Annotated in this window: 26 protein-coding genes; 19 read left to right on the top strand and 7 right to left on the bottom strand. The window is 64.2% G+C overall.

What is annotated here, in order from left to right; genetic code table 11:
• Positions 1–23: 23 nt before the first annotated feature.
• The 8 genes from V7066_RS15285 to V7066_RS15320 all read left to right on the top strand — a co-directional run bounded on the left by V7066_RS15285 (position 24) and on the right by V7066_RS15320 (position 5,481).
• Positions 24–230, top strand: coding sequence for a PRTRC system protein C (locus V7066_RS15285; RefSeq protein WP_330704091.1), 207 nt, complete (start codon positions 24–26; stop codon positions 228–230).
• A gap of 87 nt (positions 231–317) precedes the next feature.
• On the top strand, positions 318–1,493 hold the full coding sequence (locus V7066_RS15290) for a hypothetical protein (RefSeq protein WP_334183860.1): 1,176 nt from the start codon (positions 318–320) through the stop codon (positions 1,491–1,493).
• The gene (locus V7066_RS15295; protein WP_330704089.1) at positions 1,442–2,272 is read left to right on the top strand and encodes a PRTRC system protein B; all 831 of its coding nucleotides are present in this window, start codon (positions 1,442–1,444) and stop codon (positions 2,270–2,272) included. The genes V7066_RS15290 and V7066_RS15295 overlap by 52 nt, the downstream gene beginning before the upstream one ends.
• The gene (locus V7066_RS15300) at positions 2,269–2,928 is read left to right on the top strand and encodes a PRTRC system protein A (RefSeq protein WP_330704088.1); all 660 of its coding nucleotides are present in this window, start codon (positions 2,269–2,271) and stop codon (positions 2,926–2,928) included. Before V7066_RS15295 ends, V7066_RS15300 begins: the two co-directional genes overlap by 4 nt.
• Positions 2,918–3,721, top strand: a complete 804-nt coding sequence (locus V7066_RS15305) for a PRTRC system ThiF family protein (protein WP_330704087.1) — start codon at positions 2,918–2,920, stop codon at positions 3,719–3,721. The genes V7066_RS15300 and V7066_RS15305 overlap by 11 nt, the downstream gene beginning before the upstream one ends.
• A gap of 35 nt (positions 3,722–3,756) precedes the next feature.
• A complete protein-coding gene (locus tag V7066_RS15310) occupies positions 3,757–3,990 on the top strand; it encodes an antitoxin (protein ID WP_330704086.1) in 234 nt (77 codons plus the stop codon).
• 3 nt (positions 3,991–3,993) lie between these two features.
• Complete coding sequence (locus tag V7066_RS15315; RefSeq protein WP_330704085.1) at positions 3,994–4,395, top strand: type II toxin-antitoxin system VapC family toxin; 402 nt, start codon at positions 3,994–3,996, stop codon at positions 4,393–4,395.
• Between the two features lie 363 nt (positions 4,396–4,758).
• Complete coding sequence (locus V7066_RS15320) at positions 4,759–5,481, top strand: hypothetical protein (protein ID WP_334183861.1); 723 nt, start codon at positions 4,759–4,761, stop codon at positions 5,479–5,481.
• Between the two features lie 675 nt (positions 5,482–6,156).
• On the opposite strand, the gene V7066_RS15325 is transcribed toward V7066_RS15320, so the two are convergent.
• From V7066_RS15325 to V7066_RS15345, 5 genes are all read right to left on the bottom strand, one after another.
• A complete protein-coding gene (locus tag V7066_RS15325; protein ID WP_334183862.1) occupies positions 6,157–7,383 on the bottom strand; it encodes an NAD(P)/FAD-dependent oxidoreductase in 1,227 nt (408 codons plus the stop codon).
• A gap of 118 nt (positions 7,384–7,501) precedes the next feature.
• Positions 7,502–8,005 (bottom strand): aromatic-ring-hydroxylating dioxygenase subunit beta, encoded by a 504-nt coding sequence (locus tag V7066_RS15330; protein WP_334183863.1) that lies wholly within the window; start codon positions 8,003–8,005, stop codon positions 7,502–7,504.
• Positions 8,002–9,282 (bottom strand): aromatic ring-hydroxylating oxygenase subunit alpha, encoded by a 1,281-nt coding sequence (locus tag V7066_RS15335; RefSeq protein WP_334183864.1) that lies wholly within the window; start codon positions 9,280–9,282, stop codon positions 8,002–8,004. The genes V7066_RS15330 and V7066_RS15335 overlap by 4 nt, the downstream gene beginning before the upstream one ends.
• 66 nt (positions 9,283–9,348) lie before the next feature.
• Entirely contained in the window at positions 9,349–10,479 is a 1,131-nt protein-coding gene (locus V7066_RS15340) for an amidase (RefSeq protein WP_334183865.1), read from the bottom strand.
• The gene (locus V7066_RS15345; protein WP_334183866.1) at positions 10,476–11,168 is read right to left on the bottom strand and encodes a GntR family transcriptional regulator; all 693 of its coding nucleotides are present in this window, start codon (positions 11,166–11,168) and stop codon (positions 10,476–10,478) included. Before V7066_RS15345 ends, V7066_RS15340 begins: the two co-directional genes overlap by 4 nt.
• A 268-nt stretch (positions 11,169–11,436) precedes the next feature.
• Here V7066_RS15345 and V7066_RS15350 point away from each other — a divergent pair, with 268 nt between their 5' ends.
• The 5 genes from V7066_RS15350 (at position 11,437) to V7066_RS15370 (ending at position 19,153) form a co-directional block, all read left to right on the top strand.
• A complete protein-coding gene (locus V7066_RS15350) occupies positions 11,437–12,762 on the top strand; it encodes a spinster family MFS transporter (RefSeq protein ID WP_334183867.1) in 1,326 nt (441 codons plus the stop codon).
• Complete coding sequence (locus tag V7066_RS15355) at positions 12,755–13,357, top strand: nuclear transport factor 2 family protein (RefSeq protein ID WP_334183868.1); 603 nt, start codon at positions 12,755–12,757, stop codon at positions 13,355–13,357. Before V7066_RS15350 ends, V7066_RS15355 begins: the two co-directional genes overlap by 8 nt.
• Positions 13,358–13,451: 94 nt before the next feature.
• The gene (locus V7066_RS15360; RefSeq protein WP_334183869.1) at positions 13,452–15,647 is read left to right on the top strand and encodes a TonB-dependent receptor; all 2,196 of its coding nucleotides are present in this window, start codon (positions 13,452–13,454) and stop codon (positions 15,645–15,647) included.
• 156 nt (positions 15,648–15,803) lie between these two features.
• Positions 15,804–18,356 carry a beta-glucosidase H gene (locus tag V7066_RS15365; protein WP_334183870.1) on the top strand — a complete coding sequence of 851 codons (2,553 nt, stop codon included), beginning with the start codon at positions 15,804–15,806 and terminating at the stop codon, positions 18,354–18,356.
• Positions 18,353–19,153, top strand: coding sequence for a 2-keto-4-pentenoate hydratase (locus V7066_RS15370; protein WP_334183871.1), 801 nt, complete (start codon positions 18,353–18,355; stop codon positions 19,151–19,153). The genes V7066_RS15365 and V7066_RS15370 overlap by 4 nt, the downstream gene beginning before the upstream one ends.
• Positions 19,154–19,576: 423 nt before the next feature.
• Here V7066_RS15370 and V7066_RS15375 read toward each other — a convergent pair whose 3' ends face one another.
• Both V7066_RS15375 and V7066_RS15380 read right to left on the bottom strand, forming a co-directional pair.
• Positions 19,577–19,969, bottom strand: a complete 393-nt coding sequence (locus V7066_RS15375) for an ArsR/SmtB family transcription factor (RefSeq protein WP_334183872.1) — start codon at positions 19,967–19,969, stop codon at positions 19,577–19,579.
• Complete coding sequence (locus tag V7066_RS15380; RefSeq protein WP_334183873.1) at positions 19,966–20,589, bottom strand: peroxiredoxin; 624 nt, start codon at positions 20,587–20,589, stop codon at positions 19,966–19,968. Before V7066_RS15380 ends, V7066_RS15375 begins: the two co-directional genes overlap by 4 nt.
• Positions 20,590–20,676: 87 nt before the next feature.
• Here V7066_RS15380 and V7066_RS15385 point away from each other — a divergent pair, with 87 nt between their 5' ends.
• From V7066_RS15385 to V7066_RS15410, 6 genes are read left to right on the top strand one after another with little or no spacing between them, the layout of a single operon-like run.
• Positions 20,677–21,594, top strand: a complete 918-nt coding sequence (locus V7066_RS15385; RefSeq protein ID WP_334183874.1) for an MBL fold metallo-hydrolase — start codon at positions 20,677–20,679, stop codon at positions 21,592–21,594.
• On the top strand, positions 21,591–22,040 hold the full coding sequence (locus V7066_RS15390; protein WP_334183875.1) for a YeeE/YedE family protein: 450 nt from the start codon (positions 21,591–21,593) through the stop codon (positions 22,038–22,040). The genes V7066_RS15385 and V7066_RS15390 overlap by 4 nt, the downstream gene beginning before the upstream one ends.
• Before the next feature lie 14 nt (positions 22,041–22,054).
• Positions 22,055–22,261, top strand: coding sequence for a YgaP family membrane protein (locus V7066_RS15395; protein ID WP_334183876.1), 207 nt, complete (start codon positions 22,055–22,057; stop codon positions 22,259–22,261).
• Positions 22,258–22,668, top strand: a complete 411-nt coding sequence (locus tag V7066_RS15400) for a DUF6691 family protein (RefSeq protein ID WP_334183877.1) — start codon at positions 22,258–22,260, stop codon at positions 22,666–22,668. The genes V7066_RS15395 and V7066_RS15400 overlap by 4 nt, the downstream gene beginning before the upstream one ends.
• 37 nt (positions 22,669–22,705) lie before the next feature.
• Positions 22,706–24,289, top strand: coding sequence for a TIGR01244 family sulfur transferase (locus tag V7066_RS15405; protein WP_334183878.1), 1,584 nt, complete (start codon positions 22,706–22,708; stop codon positions 24,287–24,289).
• A 3-nt stretch (positions 24,290–24,292) separates the two neighbouring features.
• Positions 24,293–25,078, top strand: a complete 786-nt coding sequence (locus tag V7066_RS15410) for a sulfite exporter TauE/SafE family protein (protein WP_017502964.1) — start codon at positions 24,293–24,295, stop codon at positions 25,076–25,078.
• Positions 25,079–25,089 lie beyond the last annotated feature (11 nt).

Below are 25,089 nucleotides of genomic sequence, written 5' to 3' on the forward strand. Positions count from 1 at the left end.
CCCGTCCATCTCTGGAGACAGTCATGCAGATCGATCATCTCACCCGAACCTATCGCTATGACGGCATCGACCTGCCCGTCCCGCCGCATCTCGCGCAGGACCCGGCCGCGCTGCGCGCCTATCATGCGACGCTGTACCCGGCGATCCTCAACGCCGCGATGGTCGATGCCGGGGTCATGGGCGGCGCGCATGTCACCGAATATCGCCGCGCCATCGGCACCAAGGGCTGATCGCGGTGCCGACGGCGCGGCGACGCCCCGGCGCGGCCATCCCCCCTGCGCTGCGCAAAACCCTCCTGGACTGGATCGAGACGGACGATGGCGACACTGCCGGCTTCACCCCGCCCGCCTGTAGCCCCCGGGCCCGAGCCCTCCATGCGCGGATCGTCGTCGACCCGCCGGGGCACGCGGGCGAAACCCGCGAACTGCTCCAGCCGCCGGCCGGACTTCGCCTCCCGCCGCTTGGCTGATCTTGCCAGTGATCTTGCGGGCGATCTTGCGGGCAGGGCCGTCGCGCTATCGTCCGATGTCCCGGCGATCTTCGACGCGCCGCTCGCGCCCCATCACCGGGTGATCGGGCGCTGGGCCGCGTCCCGGGCACAGGATGCGAGAGCCTGTACGCGGCTCGAAGCCCGTCGCCACATCGAGGCGGTGTTCGATGCCGCCGTGCGAGAAATCCTGGACCCGATCGATATCGTCGATCTGCGCATCGCGGTCCTGGGCAGCGAGGCGGATGGGCCGCCCGCGATCGCCATCATCTGCGACAGCATGGGACAGCTTGATCTGGGATGGATCGAAACCGGCGATGCGCCCACCGCCTGGCGCGCCGCTGCCTACCGGGCGCTTGAGCAGACACTCGGGCGGATGCTGCCGGTCTTCAGCTACCAGGATCTCTTGGACGAGATGTCCATGTACTACTGGGAGGGGGAAATCGATGACGAAGCTGCCCGCCGCAGCCTGATCGAATGTCACGGCGCGGACGCCGAGGATCTCGACGGTCACATGCTTCCTTCGCAACTGGACGAGCGCCGGCCGCCCTGGATGATCGCAGCGAACGCGGCGCCGCTAAAGCGGCTTCCCGCTGCCTTTCGTCGCAAGCTGGCAGATCTGCGTGCTGCGCAGGAGGTGCTTGGCACACTCTCGCCCGAAGCCGGCGCCTGGCACTTCGATTTCGAGGTCGCGAGCGCATATCTCCCCGGTATCGAGGAATGCGCCTCGCTGCCGCCGCTGACCTTGGTTCCCTTCGTGCCGTTCGCCCGCGAACTCGACGATGTCATGCGCAGCGGCATGGAAATGGGGTTCACGGATATCGCCGGTATCTGCCCGCTGCCGGATGTGGCCTGCATCGACGACTGGTTCGCCTCACTGCGGCTCGGCGCACAGTTCCTCCTCACGGTCCAGAACCTCATCCGCTTCGATCCCCCCAAGCCCAGGAGCCACCCATGTCCGACCATAGCACCCACTTCGAAGCCAGCGGTGGCGGTCTCGTCCTGACGAACGCCATCCTGCTCTATACGAACCAGGCGCTTCGACATCTCAAGCCCTACGGCGCCTCTTCGATCGATACGGCTGCCTTCGCCAGCATCCATGCAGTGGAACACGATGGCGATGGCCGGCCGACCATCGCGGCCGGCAGCCCGCTGACGCGCGCGCATCTGCGGCAGTGGTCGGAAGCGCTTGGCCGTACCGTCGTGCCGGAACTCCTCCCTGAGCATGTGCTGGTCGCTCATCCCGACATGCTGGCCTGGTGGGTGCCGGCTAAGGTGCGCCCGGCTCATTTCGCGCTTTCCGATCCTCCTGCCGATCTCCATGCGCTCGCTGCGCGAACGACGCTGCCGGTTCCCTATCCACCCCATCTCCTGATCGCCACACGCCATGGGCTTGGCGTCTATGCCCTCCCGGCAAATGAACGCCCGGGCGCCGACACGCCGGTGCTGCACTCGCCGATCCTCAACGTCTTCGTCGACGGGCGTCTCTGCTGGGGCAATATCCCGAAACCCAGGGTGCTCAGCATCGCCTCCATTCCCGCCTATGAGAGCGCGCTGTTCGACTCCTGGTCGACGCATCCCAATCCCGGGCAGGACCGGACGATACGCGGGAAGGGCGGGCTGGTGCGGCTCTGGGACGATCTGGCGGCGCGGGGTGCGCGCCGGTTTCCGGTGAGCCGTCTCAAGCCATTTGGCGCCGGCACGGCCGGGCAGGGGATAGGCCCGCGAAGGACCGCCGCCTGCGCGGTGACGGTAGGCCGGCTTATCGCGCGGGGCCGGGTATGACGATGCTCACCGATGATGCGACGGCGGCGGCGGTGCTTGAGGCCATGCCCTGCTATCCGGTGCCGCCATTTGGAAGGTCGCCCGCCATCGAGGCGCTGCGCGCTTCCCGCGTCGGCCATGGTCTCGCCATCGGCCATGACGGTGTGAAGCTGATCCTGCGTCGCCCGTGGCTGGCGCTGGACGTGCCGGTTGCGGCGCCCATCGCCGGCTATGTTCCTTATGGCAGCATCGGGGCACCGCGGGCCGATCTACGCTGCGGCCTGGTACCCCGGCGTTATTTCGTGCAGATATTGGAATTTCTCAAGGCGGCCCTGCCGAATGAGGCCGCCGCATTCATCCTGTGGAACGAGGCGAGCCGTGAATTTGCCGTCGAGTTCCCCGATATCGATGAAGCGACGCCGACACGACTCGTATATCGCATGCCCAGACTGCCGCCTGACTGGCACATGGTCTGTGACATCCACAGCCACGCGCGCGGCCGTGCATTCTTCAGCGCCACCGACGATGCCGATGATGCCTATGCCACCAAGATAGCGATCGTCTTCGGACGTCTCGACCATCCCGATGGTCCCACCATGGCTGCGCGGCTCTGTGCGGGCGGTATGTTCCTGCCCTTGCCGCGCTGTCCGTTTGCAGGAGCTCCCGATGCAGACTGATCAGGCACGGCGGCACTATCTTCCTGCCGGCTTTGACGATCGTGCGATCACGATCCTGCTAGTCGGATGCGGCGGGAACGGAGCGCAGATGCTGATGGGTCTCGCCGCGCTTGATACGGCGCTACGCGCGATCTCCTCGCGCTCGCTCGACGTCACCGTGGTCGATGACGATATCGTCACCGAGGCGAACCTTGGCCGTCAGCCATTCTACCGCTGCGATATCGGCCATTCCAAGGCGCGTACGCTGACCGAGCGCATCAATCTAGCGCATGGCCTTGCCTGGGAGGCGGTTCACGGACGCGCTCCTGAAGCGATCGGGATCGACGGCTTCGACATGCTCATCAGCTGCGTTGATACCGCCGCGGCCCGCCGCGCGCTGGGGGCGGCACTGCAGACCGGCAGAAATCCGCCCGTCTACTGGATGGACCTCGGCAACCGCTCCGGCGACGGCCAGTACCTGATCGGCTGTCCGCAGCGCACCAGTCACAGCGATCGCCCCCGTCTTCCCACCGTACTCGAAGCCTTTCCGGAACTCGCCGACGAAAGCCTGGCTGAAAACGATGCGCCATCCTGTTCGGTCGCCGAGGCGCTCGAGCGTCAGTCGCTGTTCGTCAACCGCGTCCTGGCAAGCCATGCTCTCGCGCTGCTCTTCGATCTTTTCGGGCGCGGTTCGATCGGGCATGCCGGGGCCTTCATCAATCTTGCCGGCGGTCAGACCGTTCCGATCCCACTTCCCTTCGCGAATGGCGCATCACTTGCGGCAGCCGGGCACGCAAACATCTCGCATTCTTAGCCTGTATAGGCTATGTCATATGCCAAGGAGTCGCCATGAACCTCGAGCGTCACGTCAAACTGTTCAAGAACGGCCGCAGCCAGGCGGTCCGCATTCCCCGTGAGTTCGAGCTTCCGGGCGAGGACGCCATTATCCGCAAGGAAGGCTCGCGCCTGATCATCGAACCCGCGCGTCCGCGCTCCCTGCTTGCCGTTCTCAAGACATGGGAGCCGCTCGATGAAGAGATCGGCCCGATCGAGGACCTGCCCGCAGAATCGGTCGACATCTGATCCATGTTCCTGCTCGATACGAATATCCTGTCGGACCTGATCCGGCAGCCCGATGGCATGGTCGCCCACGCTATCGCCGACGTCGGCGAGGACGCGGTTGCGACCAGCATCATTGTTGCCGGCGAACTGCGCTATGGCGCAGAAAAGCGCGGATCGCCGCGCCTGAAAAGCAAGATCGAGGATTTGCTGTCTCTCATTGCGGTGCTGCCGCTCAAGGACGATGCCGACGCCTGCTATGGGCGTCTGCGTGCCGACCTCGAGCGTCGTGGCACGCCGATCGGCGCTAATGACATGCTGATCGCCGCTCATGCGCTCGCAATCGACGCGACCCTCGTTACCGACAACATCCGCGAATTTGAGCGCGTCGATGGGCTGCAACTGGTGAACTGGCTCCGAACCACCTGACGCCCGGTTCACGCGGCGTTCCCGGTCTGATTCCCGTGGTCAGCGAGCATGAAGAAGGGAAGGGAGCCGCCGGGTGAAACCTCGCCCGCTTACGCCCAGGGCTTCCGCGATGGCGGTGGTTGTTTCGAAGATCTGTTCGACGGGGCCAGGCGATCCTACGCGGCTGCCGCACGAACCGGAGACCCATTGCCGATTTCCGCCACGCCTCGGGTTTCAAAGCCATCTCCGAGCAGTTGGCCGTCTCCGACAGACGCCCCGCGTCCCGCCCGGTGGTCGAAGCGCACCGTGATCATCGGTGCTGCCACTGCATCCGATGCAAAGGCAGGCTTGATGACGATGCTCCAGGCACAGCCCGGGCATGAAATGGCGCACATCATCATAGCCGACGCCGGTAGGGGCTTTCGGACGTGGCGTGGTGGGGAGCCCGCCCAGACCTGTGATCCGGCCGATCAGTTACGTGCGTTGCTCAGCGGCATCGAGCCCGACGACTTGCTGATCATCGCCGACGACAAAGATCTCGCCTGGATAGATCGACATGCCGGCGTGCTTCCGCTCTGCCGGACCATGGAGCGCATGCGTAATTCGGCGATCCAGCAGCGCGCGCAATTGCGCGCCTGGCTCGAGCGCGGACTATGCGAGGGGGAGGTCCTCGCCGGCGGCCATATCCGCTGGACCAAGCTCGCGCAGGGGCTGTCCGGCCGCCTCGGCGAATTCGTCGCCCGCTATGCCGATAAAGCCCAGCCACGCGGACACCGCCTCGTTATCGAACTACGCGATGGCGATCCCGCCATCGGCTTCATGACGCCGCAGGGCGAACTGCTGAACCCCGAACCGATCATCACCAACAAAGCGCATATGCGCAGGCACATGGCGGCGATGCTGCGATGCTTTGCAGCCGCCATTCCGCATCACCGCGACATGGCTGCCCGCACAGCACGACCAGACAATCCGGGAGTACCCCATGAACGAGATGACCAGCTTGCCCGTCATGCCGGGCAAGGACGCGCGAGCGGCAATCCTCCTGCCGGGACCGATCGACGATGGCCGTTGAACCGAGCGGGGCACAAGCGGACTTCCCGAGATTGAGCCGCGCCGAAATCCGCAACGCCATCCCCACACTTCCCGCTGCGTGCTTGTCGCGCTCCTGCCCGGTGACCTTCAGAAGAATGCCCGTGCGAAAGCACACCAGAACTGGAAACGGTATCACCGCTTGGGCCGGGTACGTTTGGCGAAGCCTTGGTATCCTCCCGACAATCGCAGTCTGATATACGAGCTGTTACCGCAACCGAGTTTTCCGACGATTCCGGTTGATACCACTCCTTGGCTGCGAAAGCCCAGCTCTGGCCGGTAGGCGACCGTCCGGTTTAGAGTCAGCCTTCGAGGATAACCGACGCTCACGCAGCGTCGGCTGCCGACCAGGTCAAGTCATTCCGAAGCCAACACGGGAACGTCCACTTTCGCCGAAACTGGTCATTCGTGACTTTGATAGTTGCCGAGCAGCTACGCGCCCAACCTTGCCGTTCAACTGGGAAATTAGACCGCCTATGAGCGGACATTCTGCCTATGACCGGGGCTGGGACCTTTGAGACTGTCAGCTTCGGAGCTGCGGCAATGGGGTAGCGGAAATTCCGGACCGAAGGGGCTGACTCCAGCTCGGGCCAGCATTGCGGCCAATCCGCTTGGACTATGCCCAACTCCCATTGATTGGCTTGTCGGGATGTGATTCATGGTTGGATGGCCCGCGATCAATGAGGCCCGAGCCTAGATGAATTCCTTCAGCGGCGTCCCCGCATCAGCAAGCCGCTCGAAATTGGGCGTCGCGCCGGCTTCGACCAGCTTGCGGCCCTGCACGTAGTCCTTGACCATGTTCACACAGTCCAGCGCCACAACCTTGCCCTGCTTGAGGTAAACCACCGAGAAGCTGCGCCCCTCGACGTCGCCGCGCGTCACCGTCTGGTCGAAGCCCATGTTGATCCCGGCCGTCTGCAGCTTGAGATCATACTGGTTCGACCAGAACCACGGGAACGCCTTGTAGGGCTTTGCGTCCCCGCAGATCGCCTTGGCCACGCACGTCGCCATGTCGTTGGCGTTCTGCACCGATTCCACGCGCATCACCGTGCCGCCCGCATAATCGCAGGCAAACGCCGCGCAGTCGCCGATCGCGTAGACGTCCGGCAACGAGGTGCGGCAGAACTCGTCCACGTCCACGCCGTTCGCGCCCGAGGCACCTGCCAGGATCAGCGGGCCGACGGCGGGCACGATGCCGATGCCGACGATCACCGCCTCGGCGGGGATGACCTCGCCATCGACCAGTTTCACGCCCGTCACCCGGTGACCGTCGCCTTCGAGGCATTCGACCGCAACGCCGGTGCGCAGATCGACGCCGTGATCGCGGTGTTCCTTCTGGTAGAACTCGGACAATTCCTCACCCGCGACGCGCGCCAGCACGCGCGGCAGGGCTTCGAGCAGGACCACGCTCAGCCCCATCTTCGACAGCACCGCCGCTGCCTCGAGCCCGATGTAGCCGCCGCCGATGACGACGATGTTCTTCGTCCCGGCATCGACCTCGGCCATCAGCGTGTCGCAGTCCTCGCGGGTGCGCACGGCGTGGACGCCCGCAAGCTCGGCGCCGCCGCACGACAGGCGCCGCGGATCGCCGCCGGTCGCCCAGACCAGCTTGCCGTAGCCGAAGGTCGTGCCGTTCGAGAGCGTCAATTCCTTCGCCTGCGGGTCCACCTTGGTGACTTCGGTGGAGAGCCTGAAGGTCACCTCCTTCTCGGCCCAGAACGTCGGCGGGCGGATGTAGAGACGATCGAAGGTCTTCTCCCGCGCGAAGTATTCCTTCGAAAGCGGCGGCCGCTCGTAAGGATGCTCCGGCTCGCGGCCGATGACGGCGATGGTTCCGGTGAACCCGTTCTGGCGCAAAGCGAGTGCGCACTGCGCTCCCCCATGCCCCGCTCCCACGATGACGACGTCTGATTTTTCCATGATGCCTTGCCGATCAGTCCTGAAGGAAGTGCGCCTTGCAGAAGTCCGGCAAGTATCGGGGGCCGACGGCAAACCGCGCGGCCCCCGATACTTGCCGGTTCCAGCCGTCCCTCACCGGTTAGAACAGATATCCGATGCCGTGCAGGTAATCGTCGGCGTTGACGAGCGTGACGATCTTGCGCCCAATCCGCCACTGACCGCCTTCGACCGGCTCGAGATGGTGCTCAACGTCGGCGGCGATCGTGCGCAGCCGCTCGAACTTGTATTCAGCGATCTGCATTGCCGAGCGCACGACGAGACGCTCGCCGTCCCTCTCGAACACGAAGCGGGAGACGGTGCGCACCGTGCGCGCCGGCGGAGATGCGGACATGGAGAAGCCGCTGCGCAGCCGCTTCACGCGCGCCTCGCGCATCTCGGCATCGTCGTAGGCCACGTTCAGCGCATCGGCGTGATCCTTCACGCCGAACTCGGTCGGAATGATGTAGAGGCCGTCCTGCGTCCACAGCGGCAGCCATGCCTTGTAGTCGAGCCGGTCGAGAATCTCGGCCTCGCGCCAGATGAACTGCATGGCGCCGAAGGCTTCGGCAGCGTCGACGGTCGCGGTCATCGCCTCGGTGCTCATGCCGTCATCATCCTCTTCCACTGCTGATAGGCGGCACGCATGCCGGTTTCGGCGCTGACGTCGCCCGCATCGTGGCCGGCTTCGGCAACTCCTTCGGGCGCATCGACTCCTCGGTTGACCATGATCCACAGATCATCGCCCGCTGCTGCACCGCGCTGGACGCGCTCCCAGCCCTCGGCGTCGTCGGGCGTGCCGAAGCCCATTGGTCCCTGGAAGTGTTCGTGCAGGCGCAGGCGCATGCGGTTGCCCGCGACAGGGCCCTCATCCATGCCGATGGCGACGTGAGTAATCTCGGTCTCGTCCACGGTCACCGGGCGCAGCACGCGGAAAAATGCCATCGAGCAGGCGACATTGGGGAACAGGTTGAGGTTGAACCCGGTGCCGCCCACGGCGCGCACCACCTTGCGAACGGTCGCGTCGTCGTGGCCTTCGGCCACCAGTTCAGCCGCCAGGTCGGCGAAGCGATCTGGGATCGGTGCGTCGAGATTGTCCTCAAGGTCGATGAGATCGGGGATCATCACCATGACGGAGTGGCCGTTGCCGAGGTTCTCGACCCAGCCGCCATGACCCAGCACGTCGAAGATGTTCTCGGTCTCCTCATCGAGGCTGTCGAGGAAGGTCTTGTGGACGATCGGGAAGTGGTAGGCGTCGGTGGTGTTCTCGAGCTGGATTTTCCAGTTGCCGGGAAAGCGGAACTTGTGTTCGCCCAGCGTCTTCACGCCGAAGCCCGCCCCCTGCTTCATGAACAGGTCGATCCACTTCTTCGCGGGGCCAAGGAAATCGACGAGCGGCTCGATGTCATCCTTGAACGTGGCGAAGATCATGCCGCCGTACGTTTCGACGCGCAGCGAGACGAGGCTCAGTTCCGCCTTTTCCGGCTCGCTCTGGTAACCCGAGACATGGGGCACCTTGCGCAGGGCGCCGTCCACGCCGTAGCTCCAGCCGTGGTAGGGGCAAACGAACACGCTGGTTTTGCCCTTCTTCTTCTCGCATACGCTGGCGGCGCGGTGGCGGCAGCGGTTGAGCAGGACGTGGATGGTGTCCGTCTTGTCGCGGGTGACGATGACCGGCTGATCGCCTACCCACGAGGTCTTGAAGGTGTTTGCCTTGGGCACGTCGCTTTCATGCGCGACCCAGACCCAGGTGTTCCGGAAGATCCGGTCCAGCTCCTGATCGAAGATCGCCGGATCCTTGTAGAGCGAGGTATGGACGCGGTCGTCGCGGACGAGGTGCCCGCAGTCGATCGCGACGCCGCCCCGGGAGGTCGTCGTGGTCATGGATTTTCCCTTGGTTATGAAGTTCCGCAGACCGCGATTGCGATCGGCGGGCCTCTATCTTCGAACTCAGCTTGCGGCGGCGAGCCGCTTCTCGATTTCGCGTGCGCAGGCGCAGAGCCGGGCATCGCCGTTCATGCGGCCGACGATCTGCAGGCCGACCGGCAGCCCGCGATCGGACAGCAGCGGCAGGGTCACGGCCGGGTGGCCGGACAAATTGAAGGGACGTACCAGCCGGGTGAGCGGTACGCAGGTGCGCGGGTCGGCGGCTTCCTCGATCGTCGGCGGGACCACTGGCAGGGTCGGCAGGACCAGCACGTCGAACCGGCCGAGCAGCGCATCGATCTCGGCGGAGAAACGGCGGCGCACGGCTTCGGCTGCGGCCAGGTCTTCGGGGCGTACCATGCTGCCCGCGCGAACCCGGCCGCGAACGTCCTCGCCCATGGCCGGGTCATCGACATGCGCGCCGATCGCGCTCCAGGTCTCGGCGCCCATGACCGTGAGCCCGGCGTCGAAGGCATCGACGAACGAATCGGCGCGGCATGTCTCGCCGCCGCCCAGTCGGGTCAAGGCATCCGCGAATGCGGCGCCGACTTCGTCATCAGCCTCGACGTCGAGCACGCCGATACGCAGCGTGGCGGGCGCATCCTCGGTCGTCCAGTGACCGGCGATCGTGGCCATCGTGCGCTCCACCTCGCCGACGTGCGCGGCGAAGACGCCGACGCAGTCGAGCGTGCTCGCGCACGGGTGCACGCCTTCGCGGCTAACAAGGCCGAAGCTCGGCTTGAAGCCCACCACGCCGCAGCAGGCGGCGGGCATTCGGACCGAGCCGCCAGTGTCGGTGCCGATCGCGACATCGGCGATGCCCGCCGCGACGCCGACGGCCGAGCCGCTCGACGAGCCGCCGGGGATGCGATCGAGCCAGCGCGGGTTGACGGGCGTGCCCGCCCAGGCGTTGGCGCCGGTCACGCCGAAGGCGAACTCGTGCATGTTGGCCTTGCCCACGATCGTAAGCGAACCGTCCTGGCGCAGGCGGCGGACGACATTGGCGTCGTCGCTCGCCGGCGGGGCATCCGCCATGACCGCGCTGCCCTGGAAAGTCGGATAGCCGGCGATGTCGAGGCAGTCCTTGACCAGCACGCGCACCGGGCCATCGCCGATGCGGAGCTCCCGGGCCACGGCGCCGAATTCGTCGATCACTTGTATTCACTCCCCTGGCGATCTTCATCGAACGGATTGAGCGCGACGAAGCGCAGCCGCGCGTTCTCGATGAAACTGAGCATCTGCTCGTAGACGTAGAGCGAGTCGCGGCGGCGGAAGCCGGTCAGCAGCGTGCTGCCGATCGCCACCGAGATCGCGCGTGTTTCCCTGTCGTGCAGGGTGGCGAGCCGGACCGCGTTGACCTGGTCGAAGTGCCGATGGATCATCGCCACGAGGCGCACGTTCGGGACCATCGCCAGCCATGCCTCGCGAAATGCGACATTGGCGTTGAACAGGCCCATCATGTCGTCCCTCTCGTAGGCGTCCTGAGCCGCTGCGAAGGCCGTTTCGAGCGTGGCCAGCCGCTGCTCGGTCATCTCGACCACCGCCATCGCCGCCGCGCGCGGTTCAAGCATCTTGCGGATCTCGAAGATCTCTAGGATGTCCGCGTTGCTGGGGGTCGGAAGCCGGAAGCCCCTGGTCGATCCGACAAGGTAGCCCTCGTGCACCAGGCGCAGCAGAGCCTCGCGGGCGGGCATGCGCGACATGCCCAGTTCCAGGGCAAGCGCCTTGTCCACGATGCGGTCGCCCGGAGCGATTCGTCCGAGGCGCAGACGGCCGAGGACTTCGGCATAGGCTTCTTCGGCATTGCTGCCTTTTTCGGGATCTTCGAGGAGGGGAGTGATCATCGAACACCTCTCATTAAGTGCATACACTTTACGTACTTATGTTTCTTCATGCAACCGTATTTGGCCGTTTGTGACATTTTACGTTTGACATGGATCAAATTCCGCATGAAAACGGTATGCAGATACGGCGCTGCTGCAAGGAGTGGCGCACGATAATCGAAGCCCTTCGGCGGCCGCGACAATTACCATGGCAAAATGCGTACGCCCTGTGGCTTGCGCATTGGCTTCGGGCGGCAGTGGCTGATCGAAGTTCAGGGACAATGCGTTTATGCAAGTCGATCCAACCCCATCGGCATTTCCGCGCCAGGCCGCGTCACAGGCGCACGCGCGCCGGGCCTGGCTCATCGTCGGGCTGCTGACGCTCGTCTACCTGCTGTCGTTCGTGGACCGGCAGATCCTCGCCCTGCTGATCGAGCCGATCAAGGCCGACCTGCAGATCGACGACTTGCGCTTCAGTTTCCTGACGGGGCTGGCGTTCTCGGTGTTCTTCGCCGTCGCCGGGGTGCCGCTGGGGTGGGCCTCCGACACGTTCCGTCGCAACCGAGTGATCGGTGCGGGCATCCTATGCTGGAGCGTGGCGACGATCGCGTCGGGACTGGCAGACAGCTATGGCCATATCTTCATCGCCCGTATCCTCGTCGGTGTCGGCGAGGCGGCGCTGACGCCCGCAGCCTATTCGTTGATCGCCGACATCGTCGCACCCGCCATGCTGGGCCGCGCGATCGCGGTGTTTTCGATGGGATCGCAGTTCGGCGCGGCGACGGCCTACCTGCTCGGCGGCGGACTGGTCGCGATGCTCTCGCGCCCAGGTGCCGGTCTGCCCTTCTTCGGCGATCTCGCCGTCTGGAAGCAGATGTTCGTCATCGTCGGTCTGCCGGGCCTCGTGCTTGCGCCGGTGATCCTCTTCGCGGTGCACGATCCGCGTCGCAACACGGCGGCGGATCGCGTCTCGCTGGCAGCCGCCTGGGCGCAGCTCAAGCCGCAGCGCGCCTTTCTGGTGCGGCACTATTGCGGGTTCACCGCGCTCGCGGCGGCATTCTTCTCGATCATGGCATGGCTGCCGGCGATGCTCGGGCGCCGGCTCGGACTGGATGCCGCGCATCTGGGCCTGACTGCGGGAACGCTCGTCCTGGTCTGCTGCCCGCTGGGCACGCTGACCGCAGGCTGGCTCGCCGATCGCCTGTCGGGCAGATATGGGCGCGAGGCCCCGCTGCGGGCGGCGATGATCGGCATGCTGGTCATGGTGCCTGCGATGGTGATCATTGCCGTGGCCGGTAGCGGCCCGCTGTTGATCATCGGCACGGCCTTGGCGCTGTTCGTTTCCCCCTGGCCGCTGGTCCACGCATCGCAGTCGCTGCAGACCAGCGTGCTACCGCGCATGAGGGCACAGATCACCGCCCTGTTCCTGCTCATCGCCAATCTCATCGGCCAGACCGGCGGGGTGAGCCTGGTGGCGCTGCTGACCGACAAGGTCCTGCACGACCCGGCGCAGGTCCACCTGTCGCTGGCGGCGGTATGCATCGTCGCCATGCTGCTGGCCTGGCAACCCTTGCGCAGCGCCGCCGCGCTCGTCCGGGAGGCGCGTGATGTCTGAACCGTCCGGAGCCGCTGCGGCCATCACGCAGGTTTCCGAACTGCAGGCGGAACTGAACCGGCTGCGCGCGGATGTGGCGCTCCTCCAGGCCGAGGCCGGAGCGCGCCGCACGCTGGGCCGCTACATGCGCCTGTGCGACGTGCCGCGCCTCATGACCGGGGCGAGCGAGGAGGAGCGGGCGCAGGCGATTGCGGCGCTGTTCATGCCCCAAGCGATCTGGGAAGGCGTGGGCGGTGCGCATGGTGCACAGTTCGGCAGCCAGGTTGGCCGCGAGGCGATCGCCGCGCATTTTCTGAACTTCTATACCCGACGCGAGCCGCTGCAGGTCTTCAACACGCATTACCTGTGCACCGAAAGCCTCGAAGCCGCCGATGGCAGGGTCACCGGCGACTGGGTCCAGTTCCAGCCCTGGGTCGATGTCGCAGGCGGCTCGCTGCTGCGCTCCAGCCGTCTCAACGTTACGTTTGAGCAGGTCGGCGAGGAATGGCTGATCGCCCACTATCGCACCGAAAATCTCTTCATCGCCGCTCTGCCGGACAACTGGTGGAGTTCACTCATCGCAAGACCCGCGCTGGAAATACCGCGCGCGGACTGACCATCGCCGAATTCTTGATTGCCGCAGGAACTTTCGTGCCGGGAGAAGCAAGATGCTCACCGGTGCTCCCATTCACTTTACCATGAGGGTTACCATGACGAAGGCTGCATTGTATCTGCGAGGCACGTTCCTTGCCACGTCTCTGATGTTCACGCTGCCCGCCAGCGCGCAGGAAGCGCCCGCTGCGGCCGACGAGCAGACCGGCGGTGACATCATCGTCACCGCGCAGAAGCGCCCGGAACTGCTGTCGAAGGCGCCACTTTCGATCAGCGCCGCGACCGGCGACCAGCTCAAGAGCGCGGGCATCACCGATGCATCGAACCTTGCGACCGTCATTCCGACCGTGCGCATCGACCAGGCCAACGGCCTGCAGGTGACCATCCGCGGCGTATCGAGCGCCGACGGCACGGAAAAGGGCGATCCTTCGGCAGCCTTCATGCTCAACGGCGTCTACGTGGCTCGCCCGCAGATGCTTTCGGGTGCATTCTACGACATCGGCCGCGTCGAGGTCCTGCGCGGACCGCAGGGCACGCTCTACGGCCGCAACGCGACGGCGGGCGTGGTCAACATCATCGCCAACCGTCCCTCGACCGACAAGTTCGCGGCTGCGGTCAATGCCGAATACGGGAACTACGACACCTACCGCGTCGATGCGATGGTCAACGTCCCGCTGAGCGACCGCATCGCCGTGCGCGCCGCAGGCGCCTACAACAAGCATGACAGCTACCTGATCGCGGGAACCGGCGTGGGCGATCACAAGCTCGGCCAGGACCAGGACGAATATGCCGGCCGCCTCAGCGTCGATGCCAAGTTCGGCAGCGACGACCAGGGCGAGCTGTATATCGTGGGTGACTACACCCATCAGGGCGGCGCGGGCACGCAGGCGGTCACCATGGCCAACTTCTACGGCGCGGCCACCACGACCAGCCCGGTGTACCGGCATCCCTCGTCGAGCGAGGCGCGCACGGTCAATTATCCCGTCGTCAGCGATCCCTATCAGGATAACAAGATCTACGGCGTGACGGCCGAGGCGAAGTGGGGCTTCGGCCCGGTCAACCTGACGTACCTCGGTTCCTACCGCATCTTCGATCAGGACCAGCGCAGCACGTACGTCAACTATAACGCGAACCGCTACGCCGAGCAGTACCAATACACCAAGAACAAGTCGAATTCGCAGGAACTGCGGCTCGCTACGTCGGGTGACGGTCCGCTGACGGCAGTTGCAGGCCTCTACTACTTCAAGGAGAAATCCGACTACGCGGACACAGTGCTGCACGGTTATGCGGGCTTCCCGCTGTACACCTTCCAGCAGGGCCCGGTCGAAGCGGAATCCAAGGCCGCTTTCGGCCAGGCGACGTACGAAGTGGTCAAGGGCCTGCGCCTGACCGGCGGCCTGCGCTACTCGCACGACCAGAAGTCGCGCCTCGGCGAGACGATCTACGATCGGACATCTTCGGAGATCGGTGCGAGCACCAACGTCCTTTCCTCGATCAACGACGCTTCGCGCACGGACTCCAAGCTGACCTGGAAGGTCGGCGCGGAATACGATGTCACGCCCGACATCCTGACGTATGGCACCGTCTCGACCGGCTACAAGGCCGGCGGCTTCAACGACGGCTGCGCGGCGGGTTCGCCAGGATGCACCAGCCCCGTCGTCGATCTGTACTACAAGCCCGAGGAACTGACCGCCTACGAGATCGGCGTGAAGGGCAAGGCGCTGAACCGCATGATCACGTTCAGCGTGGCGGGCTTCTACTACGACTACACCAACATGCAGCTCAGTTCGCCCGGACTGATCGGCCTGACGACGCTCAACGCGGGCAAGTCGACGATCAAGGGCATCGAGACGCAGTTCACGGTGACCCCGACCGCAGACGACCGCGTCGATCTGTCCATCAACTATCTTGATGGTCACTACACCGAATACAGCCCCACCGCATCGGTCGACTTCGCCGGGCGGCCGCTCGACAACTCGCCTGACTGGGTGGTCACTGCAGGCTATACGCATACGTTCCCGCTGGCGAATGGCGGCGGCGTCGCGGCGCATGTCGATACGATGATCAGTGACGACTACTACGTGACGTATTTCGGCAACGGAACGCAGTTCCGCAATCCGAGCTACATGAAGAGCAACGCCAACATCACGTACAATGCGCCCGATGATGCGTACTACGTGAGCGCCTTCATCAAGAACATCGAGAACTCCGTTCAGTTCTCGGGTTACGGCGCCGGACGTGTCTATGTCTCGCAGCCGCGGGTCTACGGTGTTCGGGCAGGCATGAAGTTCTGACCGAACGACGGCGCCCGGAGCAAACTCCTCCCGGCCTGGGCGCCGTCATCTTTGCCGCAAATACCAGAAGGTACGACGCGACACGCCGGGCTGCCTCCGGTGACCGGCCGCGTTTCGGGCCTGACAGCGGGCCATGTCCTCCTTAGAAAGATCCTGATGTCCCAGATCGCTTGTCCTCGCCCGTCCCGTCGCCGCGCGACCATGCTGGCGGCGCTGTTCGCCTCGACGCCGATCGTGCTTGCGGCGACGACGCCGGCCTTCGCGCAGACCGCGCCGTCCGAACAGGATATCGACGTCCGTGTGCAGGCCCTCCTTGGGCAACTTACGCTGGAGGAAAAGGTCTCGCTGCTGGCAGGTGGATCGCGCATCGCCACCGCCGCAGTGCCGCGTCTGGGCATTCCGGCCGTGCGCATGGCCGATGGTCCCAATGGCATCCGCGCCAACGAGACATACAAGGCCACCTCGTTCCCGGCCAGTTCCGCGATGGCGGCGACGTGGAACCCCGCAATGGCAAGCCGGGTGGGTGAAGCCATCGGCGAGGAAGCTCGCGCGCTCGACTATTCGATCGTCCAGGGACCCGGTCTCAATATCCAGCGCGTGCCGGTCGGCGGACGCAACTTCGAATACTATTCCGAGGACCCCTATCTCAGCGGCCGCATGGCGGTTGGCTGGATCAAGGGCCTCCAGTCTACCGGCGTCATGGCAACCGCCAAGCACCTGGCAGTGAACAACCAGGAAACCGATCGCCAGACCGTCAACGTCATCGTATCGCAGCGGGCGCTGCGCGAGGTCTATCTCCCCGGCTTCGAGGCGGTGGTGAAGGAGACCGATCCCGGGTTGGTGATGGCCGCCTACAACAAGGTCAACGGGCATTACTCGACGGAGAACAAGTGGCTCCTGCGCGATGTCCTGAAGGGCGACTGGCACTATCCCGGCGTCGTCATCTCGGACTGGGGCGCAACCCATTCCACCGCGCCTGCCATCAATGCCGGGCTGGACTTCGAGATGCCCGCGCCGGCCAAGTTCTTCGGCAAGGACATGGTCGAGGCGGTGCGGCGCGGCGAGGTGTCCATGGCGACCCTCGACGATTCGGTGTCGCGCATGCTGCGCCTGATCCTTCGTACGGGCCGGATGGACGGCTGGGCGCTGCGCCCGCAGGACAAGGTGGACAGCGCGCAGCACCGCGCCACGTCGCTGGCCGCCGCCGAGCAGGCGATTACCCTGCTCCAGAACGACGGCCATGCGCTTCCGCTCGATCCGGCCAAGATCCGGCGGATCGCGGTGATCGGCCCGAACGCCGATGCCCGTATGATCCAGGGCGGGGGCAGCTCCGAAGTGACCGCCATCCGCGTGACCACGCCGCTGGAAGGGCTGAAGGCGGCGCTTCCCGAGGCCCGTATCGACCACGCCATCGGCGTCACCAACGATCGCTTCGCGGCGATGGCCGACCCGCGCATGTTCTCGACCACCGCCGACCGCCACGAACAGGGGCTGACGCAGAAGCTGTGGACCAGCGGCAGCATGGACGGCGCCCCGGTGCGCACGGTGACCGACGATGTCTTCATGCGTTTCTACTTCGGCCCGGAACTGTCGGAGGACGCCGGGAACAAGGTCGTCATGCAGTGGACCGGCTACTTCTGGCCGCCGACCACCGGCGATTACGACTTCAGCATGATCGATCGGGGCAACGTGAGCGTGTGGGTGGACGGCAAGCCGGTCATCGCGCCGTCGCAGCCTGATTCGCCTTCGCCGCTATTCGGCGGCTTCGGCTGGCGCGAGCGCCGGACCAGCGTGCATCTGGAAGCGGGTCGCGGCTATCCGTTTCGCATGGACTTCATGCCCGCCCGGCACTGGAACTTGGCCTATCGCCTCGGCATCCAGCAGCCGGTCGGCTCGATCGCGCAGGCAGTCGCGGCGGCGAAGGGCGCGGATGCGGCGATCGTGTTCGTCGGCAGTTCAGTGACCTCGGAAAGCGAGGAGGCCGACCGCCCCAACATCAAGCTCTACGGAGAGCAGGACAAGCTGGTCGAGGCGGTCGCGGCGGCGAACCCGCGCACCATCGTCGTGCTCAACACCGGCGGGCCGGTCGAGATGCCGTGGAAGGACAAGGTCTCAGCGATCGTCGAGGGCTGGTTCCTGGGCGGCGAGGTCGGCAATGCCGAGGCGAACGTTTTGACCGGTCGCACCAACCCATCGGGGAAGCTGCCGGTCACGTTCCCCAGGCGGATCGAGGACAACCCGACCTTCGCGACGTTCCCCGGGAAAAACCTGGAGGCGCATTACAGCGAGGACCTGCTGGTCGGCTATCGCTGGTACGACGACAAGGCGATCGAACCGCTATTCCCCTTCGGTCATGGCCTGTCCTACACCAGTTTCGCATATGGAGGCATGAAGCTGACCAAGGCGGACAAGGGCTGGCGGGTCAGCTTCACCGTGCGCAACACGGGCAAGGTGGCGGGCACGGAAATCGCACAGCTCTATCTGGCGTTCCCGCGGGCCGCCGACGAGCCGCACCGCCAGCTCAAGCGTTTCCAGCGCATCGACCTGAAGCCCCGCCAGACCCAGCGTGTCTCGTTCGATCTGACGGACGCCGACTTGCGGATATGGGATACTGCGGCGAACGGCTGGAAGGTCGAGAGCGGGACGTACAAGGCCTTCGTCGGCGGATCGTCACGCGTGCTGCCGCTATCGGTGGAGTGGACACGATGAGCATGACTGCCATCGCCGACGTTCGGACTATCGCCGCTGCCCTCGTCGAAGCGCGGCGACAGCGCGTGGCCTTGCCGATGTTTCCAGGGGGCGTACCGGACACCCTCGATGCAGCCTATGCCATTCAGCGATGCGCCATCGAGGAGTGGGGTGACACAATCGCTGGCTGGAAGGTCGGGCGCCTCGACGCAAGCTCTAGCGAGCGCTACGGCGTCGATCGCTTCATCGGCCCGGTATTCGAGCGCGACGTCGTTCGAGCAGGGGATGGCGAAACGAGCCTCTTTCCCATTGTGCCGGGTGGAAGTGGCGCGTTCGAAGCGGAACTGGTCGCCATTGCCGATGTCGACCAGCCGGTACGGATCGCGCGCTGGACGATCGAAGGCGCGACAGAACTGGTCGGTTCCATTCACATTGGAATCGAGATGGCAGGCAGTTCCGTAGCGAATATCGCAGCCCTGCCTTCTACGGGCTCAATTGCAGCGTTCGGTAACAATTCCGGGCAAATCATCGGGCCGATTATCAGCTTGGCACCCGGTCCGCTTCTTGATGACGTCATCGTGAGCAGTTCTGTCCATGGACGCGTCGTGAGGACCGCTGCCGCATCGGTGCTTCCGGGCGGGCCGATGACGGCGTTTAAATTTGCCCTCGATCAGCTGCAAGCGCTCGGCATGCCGCTACGCAAGGGGCAGTTCGTATCGACTGGCGCCGTAACCGGCATGCATCAGGTTACGGAAGGCCAGTGCTGGGAAGCAGTATTTCAGAGGCATGGCCGCTTGGTCTGCAGAATAGTTGTCTGAGCTCGGGCAGGCGCCCACGCTGCAACTGCCGCAAAATCAGGCACCGTGACACATCCTCCGTAGCCTTAATGGGCGCATGGGTGTTGGGATTTGCAGGCTTCGCAAGATCAACGTCCGCGTATTGTGTTTGACGCGCCGTCAGCAGGCGGTCCGTCCATGGGAAGCGAAAGTCGGAGTCTGACGTCCGGCTAGGTTTGAGATCCGCGGATGGTTTTCGCGCGAGCGACCGGCAGCTATCTTACCTACGCCACTCCAAACGCGACATTCCGCAATCGGCCAGTTGCGACCAAAGCCAGACATTCCATTCGCGCCGATAGACGTCCTATTCTGCTGAAAGCGGTCGATCGCGGTGGTTGGATCTGACGGTCAGTCGTCGCCCCGAACACACTGGCCCAATCATATGTCGATCGGCACAATGTAATTCTAATCGATAATTTGAGCGAAGCCGGCAACACCCTCCGGAGATGGCGCGCGCTTTGTCGAATGTGAGGGTGTGCGCAGATCGTCGACCTCACCCAGCCCCCCGAAAATCGCTTCCATGGTTCGGACACATAAAGCGACGCTCTCGTCGGCAAGTGTATACCACACCAGCTTGGCCTCCTTGCGCGTTTGAACAAGATTGGCGCGGCGCAATTCGCCGAGCTGCTGGCTGAGCGCCGGCTGCGCGATCTCCGTTGCTTCACCGATCTCAGACACGTTGCGCTCACCGCGCAACAGGCAAGACAGAATCATAAGGCGCTGCGGTTGCGCAAAAACCTTGAGCTTTTCGGACGCAACGGTCGCAACATCGCGGTCCTGATAAAAAGCGGCTGTCATGGTGCGTCCACGAAGCGGCAGAACCAGTCCTCGCGATCCTCAGCAAGGTCGGATGGGGGACTGAGCAACGGCTTCCCTTCGCGCCATCCTTCAGGAGCCAGGGTTTGGGCATTGCTCACAGCCTTCAACGCCTTAAGCATCCGCAGCATCTCATCAACCGAACGCCCGACATTATGGGGATAGCAGGTGATCGCTCTGATGACGCCTTCAGGGTCGATGAAGAAAGTCGAGCGCATCGCCATACTGTCGGCCGATTGCTCATCGACCATGCCATAGGCACGCCCGATCGCCATGCTCGGATCCTCTATTATCGGAAACCGAACATCAGCGCTCAGTGTCTCGCGGATCGCCCGGACCCACGCCATGTGTGAGTACAGGCTGTCGACCGACAGCCCCAGCAGCGACGTCTCAAGGGCGTCAAATTCTGACTGACGCCGGGCGAGTTCGGCAAATTCCGTGCTGCAGACAGGCGTGAAGTCCGCCGGATGGGAGAAAAATATCACCCATCTTCCACGCAGCTTGGAGAGCTGAATTTCGCCTCCCGTCGAGCGGGCGCGGAAGTCCGGCGCAATATCTCCGATACGCGGTGGCCAGCTTTCCGTTTTTTGACCGATTTCCATGACGTCTCCTTCGACAGTCTCGCCGCTTGACGCAAGAAGATTATTCAATTACATGATTTGTGTAAATATGAATTTATGAGGTTTTCCGTGACCGACTCCGCGCTGGCTGCAGCCTCCTCGCAAATCTCCGCCGCTCAGGCTGGCATTCCCCAGATCAAGGCCTTTTTCGACGAGCCGACTTTCACGGTGACCTATGTCGTTCATGACCCAGAGAGCCTTCGCGCCGCGATCATCGACAGCGTGTTGGATTATGATCCGGCTTCGGGTCGCACATCCTTCTCCGCGGCAGATGCGGTGCTCGGCTATGTCAAGGAGAAGGGCCTGTCGGTCGACTGGCACCTGGAGACCCACGCCCACGCCGATCACCTCTCGGCCGCACCCTATTTGCAGCAGAAGCTCGGCGGCAAGATCGCCATCGGCGAACATATCGTCACCGTGCAGCAGACCTTCGGCAAGCTGTTCAATGCAGGCAGCGACTTCGAGCGCGACGGCTCGGACTTCGATCATCTGTGGAAGGACGGCGATCGCTTCCGTATCGGCAATCTCGATGTCACCGTGCTGCATGTGCCGGGGCATACGCCGGCCTGCATCGCATATGTGATCGGTGATGCCGTCTTTGTCGGCGACACCATGTTCATGCCGGATTATGGCACGGCGCGCGCTGATTTCCCCGGCGGCGATGCCCGCACTCTCTATCAGTCGGCGATGCGGCTTTTGTCGCTGCCGCCGGAGACGCGGCTCTTCATGTGCCACGATTATCTGCCGGAGGGGCGCAAGGACTATGTCTGGGAAACGACCGTAGAGGCCGAGCGCAAGGCCAACGTCCATATCCATGAAGGGGTAAGTGAAGACGAATTCGTCGTGATGCGCGAGGCCCGCGACAAAACGCTCGCGATGCCGCGCCTGATCCTGCCTTCGGTCCAGGTGAACATGCGCGCGGGGCACTTGCCGCCGGCCGAGGACAATGGCGTCACGTATCTCAAGATCCCGGTCAACGCGATATGATACTGCCCAGCTTTCCTAGCGCTATGCCCGTTGCGGGCTTGGCGGGTGGCCTGCTGATCGGGCTTGCTGCAGCAATCATGCTGCTCGGACTTGGTCGCATTGCCGGGGTCAGCGGCATGCTCGCCCGAGCGTCGGGCATTGCCGATACGGGCGCGCCGCGCGCCGTCGCGCGCGCCTTCGTTATTGGTCTGCCCCTGGGAGCGCTGCTCGTCACGCTGGCTTCCAGCGGGGTCGAGCCGCGTTTCACGGGATCGATCCTGCAACTGGTCATTGCCGGTTTGCTCGTCGGTTTCGGGACGCGGCACGGTTCGGGATGCACGAGCGGGCACGGGGTCTGCGGTCTTTCCCGACTCTCGCGCCGATCCATGGTCGCCACCTTGACCTTCATGACGAGCGGCTTCGCGACTGTCGGGCTGATGCGCGCTTTCGGATTCATTAACGGATAATCGGGAGGCTGGGGATGAAGAGGAATATGGGAACATTCGACCGGCTGCTGCGCACGATCGTAGCGCTGGTGATCGGCTATCTCTGGTGGGCCGGGACGATCAGCGGGGGTCTCGGTGTCGGCTTGGCGATCCTTGCGGTCGTACTCCTTTTGACGAGCGCGATCAGCTTCTGTCCGCTGTACCGCCCGCTCGGTCTCTCGACCTGCGGCCACGGCAAATGAAAGCCCCCGCAATCTCGTTGCTTGCCGGTCTTCTGTTCGGAGCCGGACTTGCCGTGTCCGGCATGGCTGACCCAGCGCGAGTGCGCGCTTTCCTCGATCTGTTCGGGGCGTGGGACCCTACTCTCGCCTTCGTGATGGCCGGTGCGACGATGCCTATGGCGATCGCCTGGCTGATCCAGAAGCGGATGCCGAAGCCCATCGCCTGCGAAGCCTTCGACTTGCCTGGCACAAGCCTACTAGATGCCAAATTGCTTGGCGGAGCGTCGCTGTTCGGGATCGGTTGGGGGATCGCGGGACTATGTCCCGGCCCCGCACTCGCCGACCTTGCCATCGCGCCATTCGAGGCGGGGATTTTCGTGGTCGCCATGCTCGCCGGCATGACCGCGCACCGCATCACCACACAATGAAAAGACGCCCGCTTCGGAGCGGGAGCGAGGAGAAGCCATGAACATCAAGCCGCTCAATCGGGATTTCGCTGTCTCCCCGCAGGTCGATGTTGCGGACATTCCCGCGATCTTCGCCCAAGGCTATAAGGCGATCATCTGCAATCGACCCGATGATGAGGAACCGGGCCAGATCGCCGCCGCGCAAATAGGTGAAGCTGCCGAACGACAGGGCCTGCGCTTTGCTTATGTCCCCGCAATCTCCGGGGCGATCACTGATGCGAATGTCGCGGCCATGGCGGATGCGCTTGCGCGCCTCCCTCAACCAATCCTGGCCTTTTGCCGTTCCGGCGCACGATCAACGAAATTATATGAATTGGTCTCATCGCAAAGCCCTTCGGCACCTAGCGCCCGCGTTCACGATGTTGTGATTGTCGGCGGTGGCGCGGCCGGGATTGCAACGGCGACCAGCCTCCTCAAGCGCAATTCCAAGCTTGATATCGCCGTCATCGAGCCCTCCGAGGTGCATTACTATCAGCCTGGCTGGACGATGGTTGGCGCGGGTGTGTTCGACAAGGATTTCACGCGCCGCACCGAAGCGCAGGTCATGCCCAACCGAGTGGCCTGGATCCGGGCCGCCGCCTCAGGCTTTGCTCCGGATGAAAACAATGTGATCCTCAGTGACGGCAGCGAAGTCCGCTACCGCATTCTCGTTGCCTGTCCCGGCATCAAACTGGACTGGGATGCGATACCCGGCCTCGCCGATGCAATCGGCCATAACGGCGTGACCTCCAACTATGGCTATGATCTGGCGCCCTACACCAACCGACTGGTGAAGGAATTCAGGGGCGGACGGGCGCTGTTCACCCAACCGGCGATGCCGATCAAATGTGCGGGCGCGCCGCAGAAAGCGATGTATCTCTCCTGTCATCGCTGGGAAAAGGCGGGCGTCCTGCAAGACATCGACGTCCAGTTCCACACCGCTGGCGCGGTGCTGTTCGGCGTTGCCGCCTATGTTCCGGCGCTGATGGAATATGTCGAGCGCTACGGGACCCACCTCAATTTCGAATCGAAGCTCGTCGCGATCGACGGCTGCGCAAAGGTGGCGACGTTCGAACGCAAGGATGGCGAAGGCACCCGGCTCGTCGAGGAGCGCTTTGACATGATCCACGTCGTGCCGCCGCAGGTCGCGCCCGATTTCGTGCGCACCAGTCCGCTCGCGGCAGCCTCCGGCTTCATCGAGGTCAACGAGGCGACGCTGCAACATGTGCGCTATCCTAATGTCTTTGCATTGGGCGACGCCTGCTCTGCCTCGAATGCTAAGACTGCCGCTGCTGCACGGAAGCAGGCGCCGGTCGTCGCGGTCAATGTTCTTGCCGCGCTCGAGGGCAAGCCGCCGGCCGCCGAATATGACGGCTATGGCTCCTGCCCGCTGACGGTCGAGGCGGGCAAGATCGTCCTCGCCGAGTTCGGCTATGGCGGGAAATTGCTGCCCAGCTTTCCCAACTGGCTGATCGACGGAACGCGGCCCTCGCGCCTCTCCTGGCTCCTCAAGGATACGATCCTGCCGCCAGTTTACTGGCACGGCATGCTCAAGGGCCGGGAATGGATGGTCGCGCCGCACGCGATCAAGGCGGCGCACTGAACCATGCTTGAGCCGCTACAATATGCCCTCGGCGGCCTGTCGGGCGCACTTGTGGGCTTTGTCCTCGGGCTCGTCGGGGGCGGCGGGTCGATCCTCGCCGTGCCACTGCTGCTCTATCTTGTGGGGATACGCAATCCGCATGAGGCGATCGGCACCAGCGCACTGGCAGTCGCGGCCAATGCGCTCGCCGGCCTCTGGAACCACGCCCATGCCCGCACCGTCAACTGGCGATGCGGGGGCATTTATGCTGCCGCCGGCGTCGTCGGCGCGCTTGGCGGCTCGACGCTCGGCAAGAGCATCGACGGGCACAAGCTGCTCTTCCTGTTCGCGATCCTGATGATTGTTGTGGCGGTGCTGATGTTTCGCGGTCGCGGCGATCAGGGCGTCGAGGGCGCGCAGTGCAATCGGGAGAATGTCGGCAAGGTCGTCGGCTATGGTCTCGGCACCGGTGCCTTTTCCGGCTTCTTCGGGATCGGCGGCGGTTTCCTGATCGTGCCAGGCCTGATCGCTTCGACCCACATGCCCATCCTGCGCGCGATCGGCACCTCGCTTGTCGCGGTCGCGGCCTTCGGCCTGACGACGGCGCTTAACTATGCGCTTTCGGGCTATGTCCTTTGGGGCCTGGCTGGCGTGTTTATTGTCGGCGGCATTGTCGGAAGCGTGATCGGCACGCGTGCATCGCAGGTGCTGGCCGCCGAAAAGGGCCGGTTGAACAGCCTCTTCGCCGTTTTCGTGCTCGTCGTTGCCATCTACATGCTATTCAAGAGCTGGTCCGAACTCGCCAGCTGAACAGGGATATT

The organism is Novosphingobium sp. (assembly GCF_036820275.1).
Lineage (GTDB): Bacteria > Pseudomonadota > Alphaproteobacteria > Sphingomonadales > Sphingomonadaceae > Novosphingobium.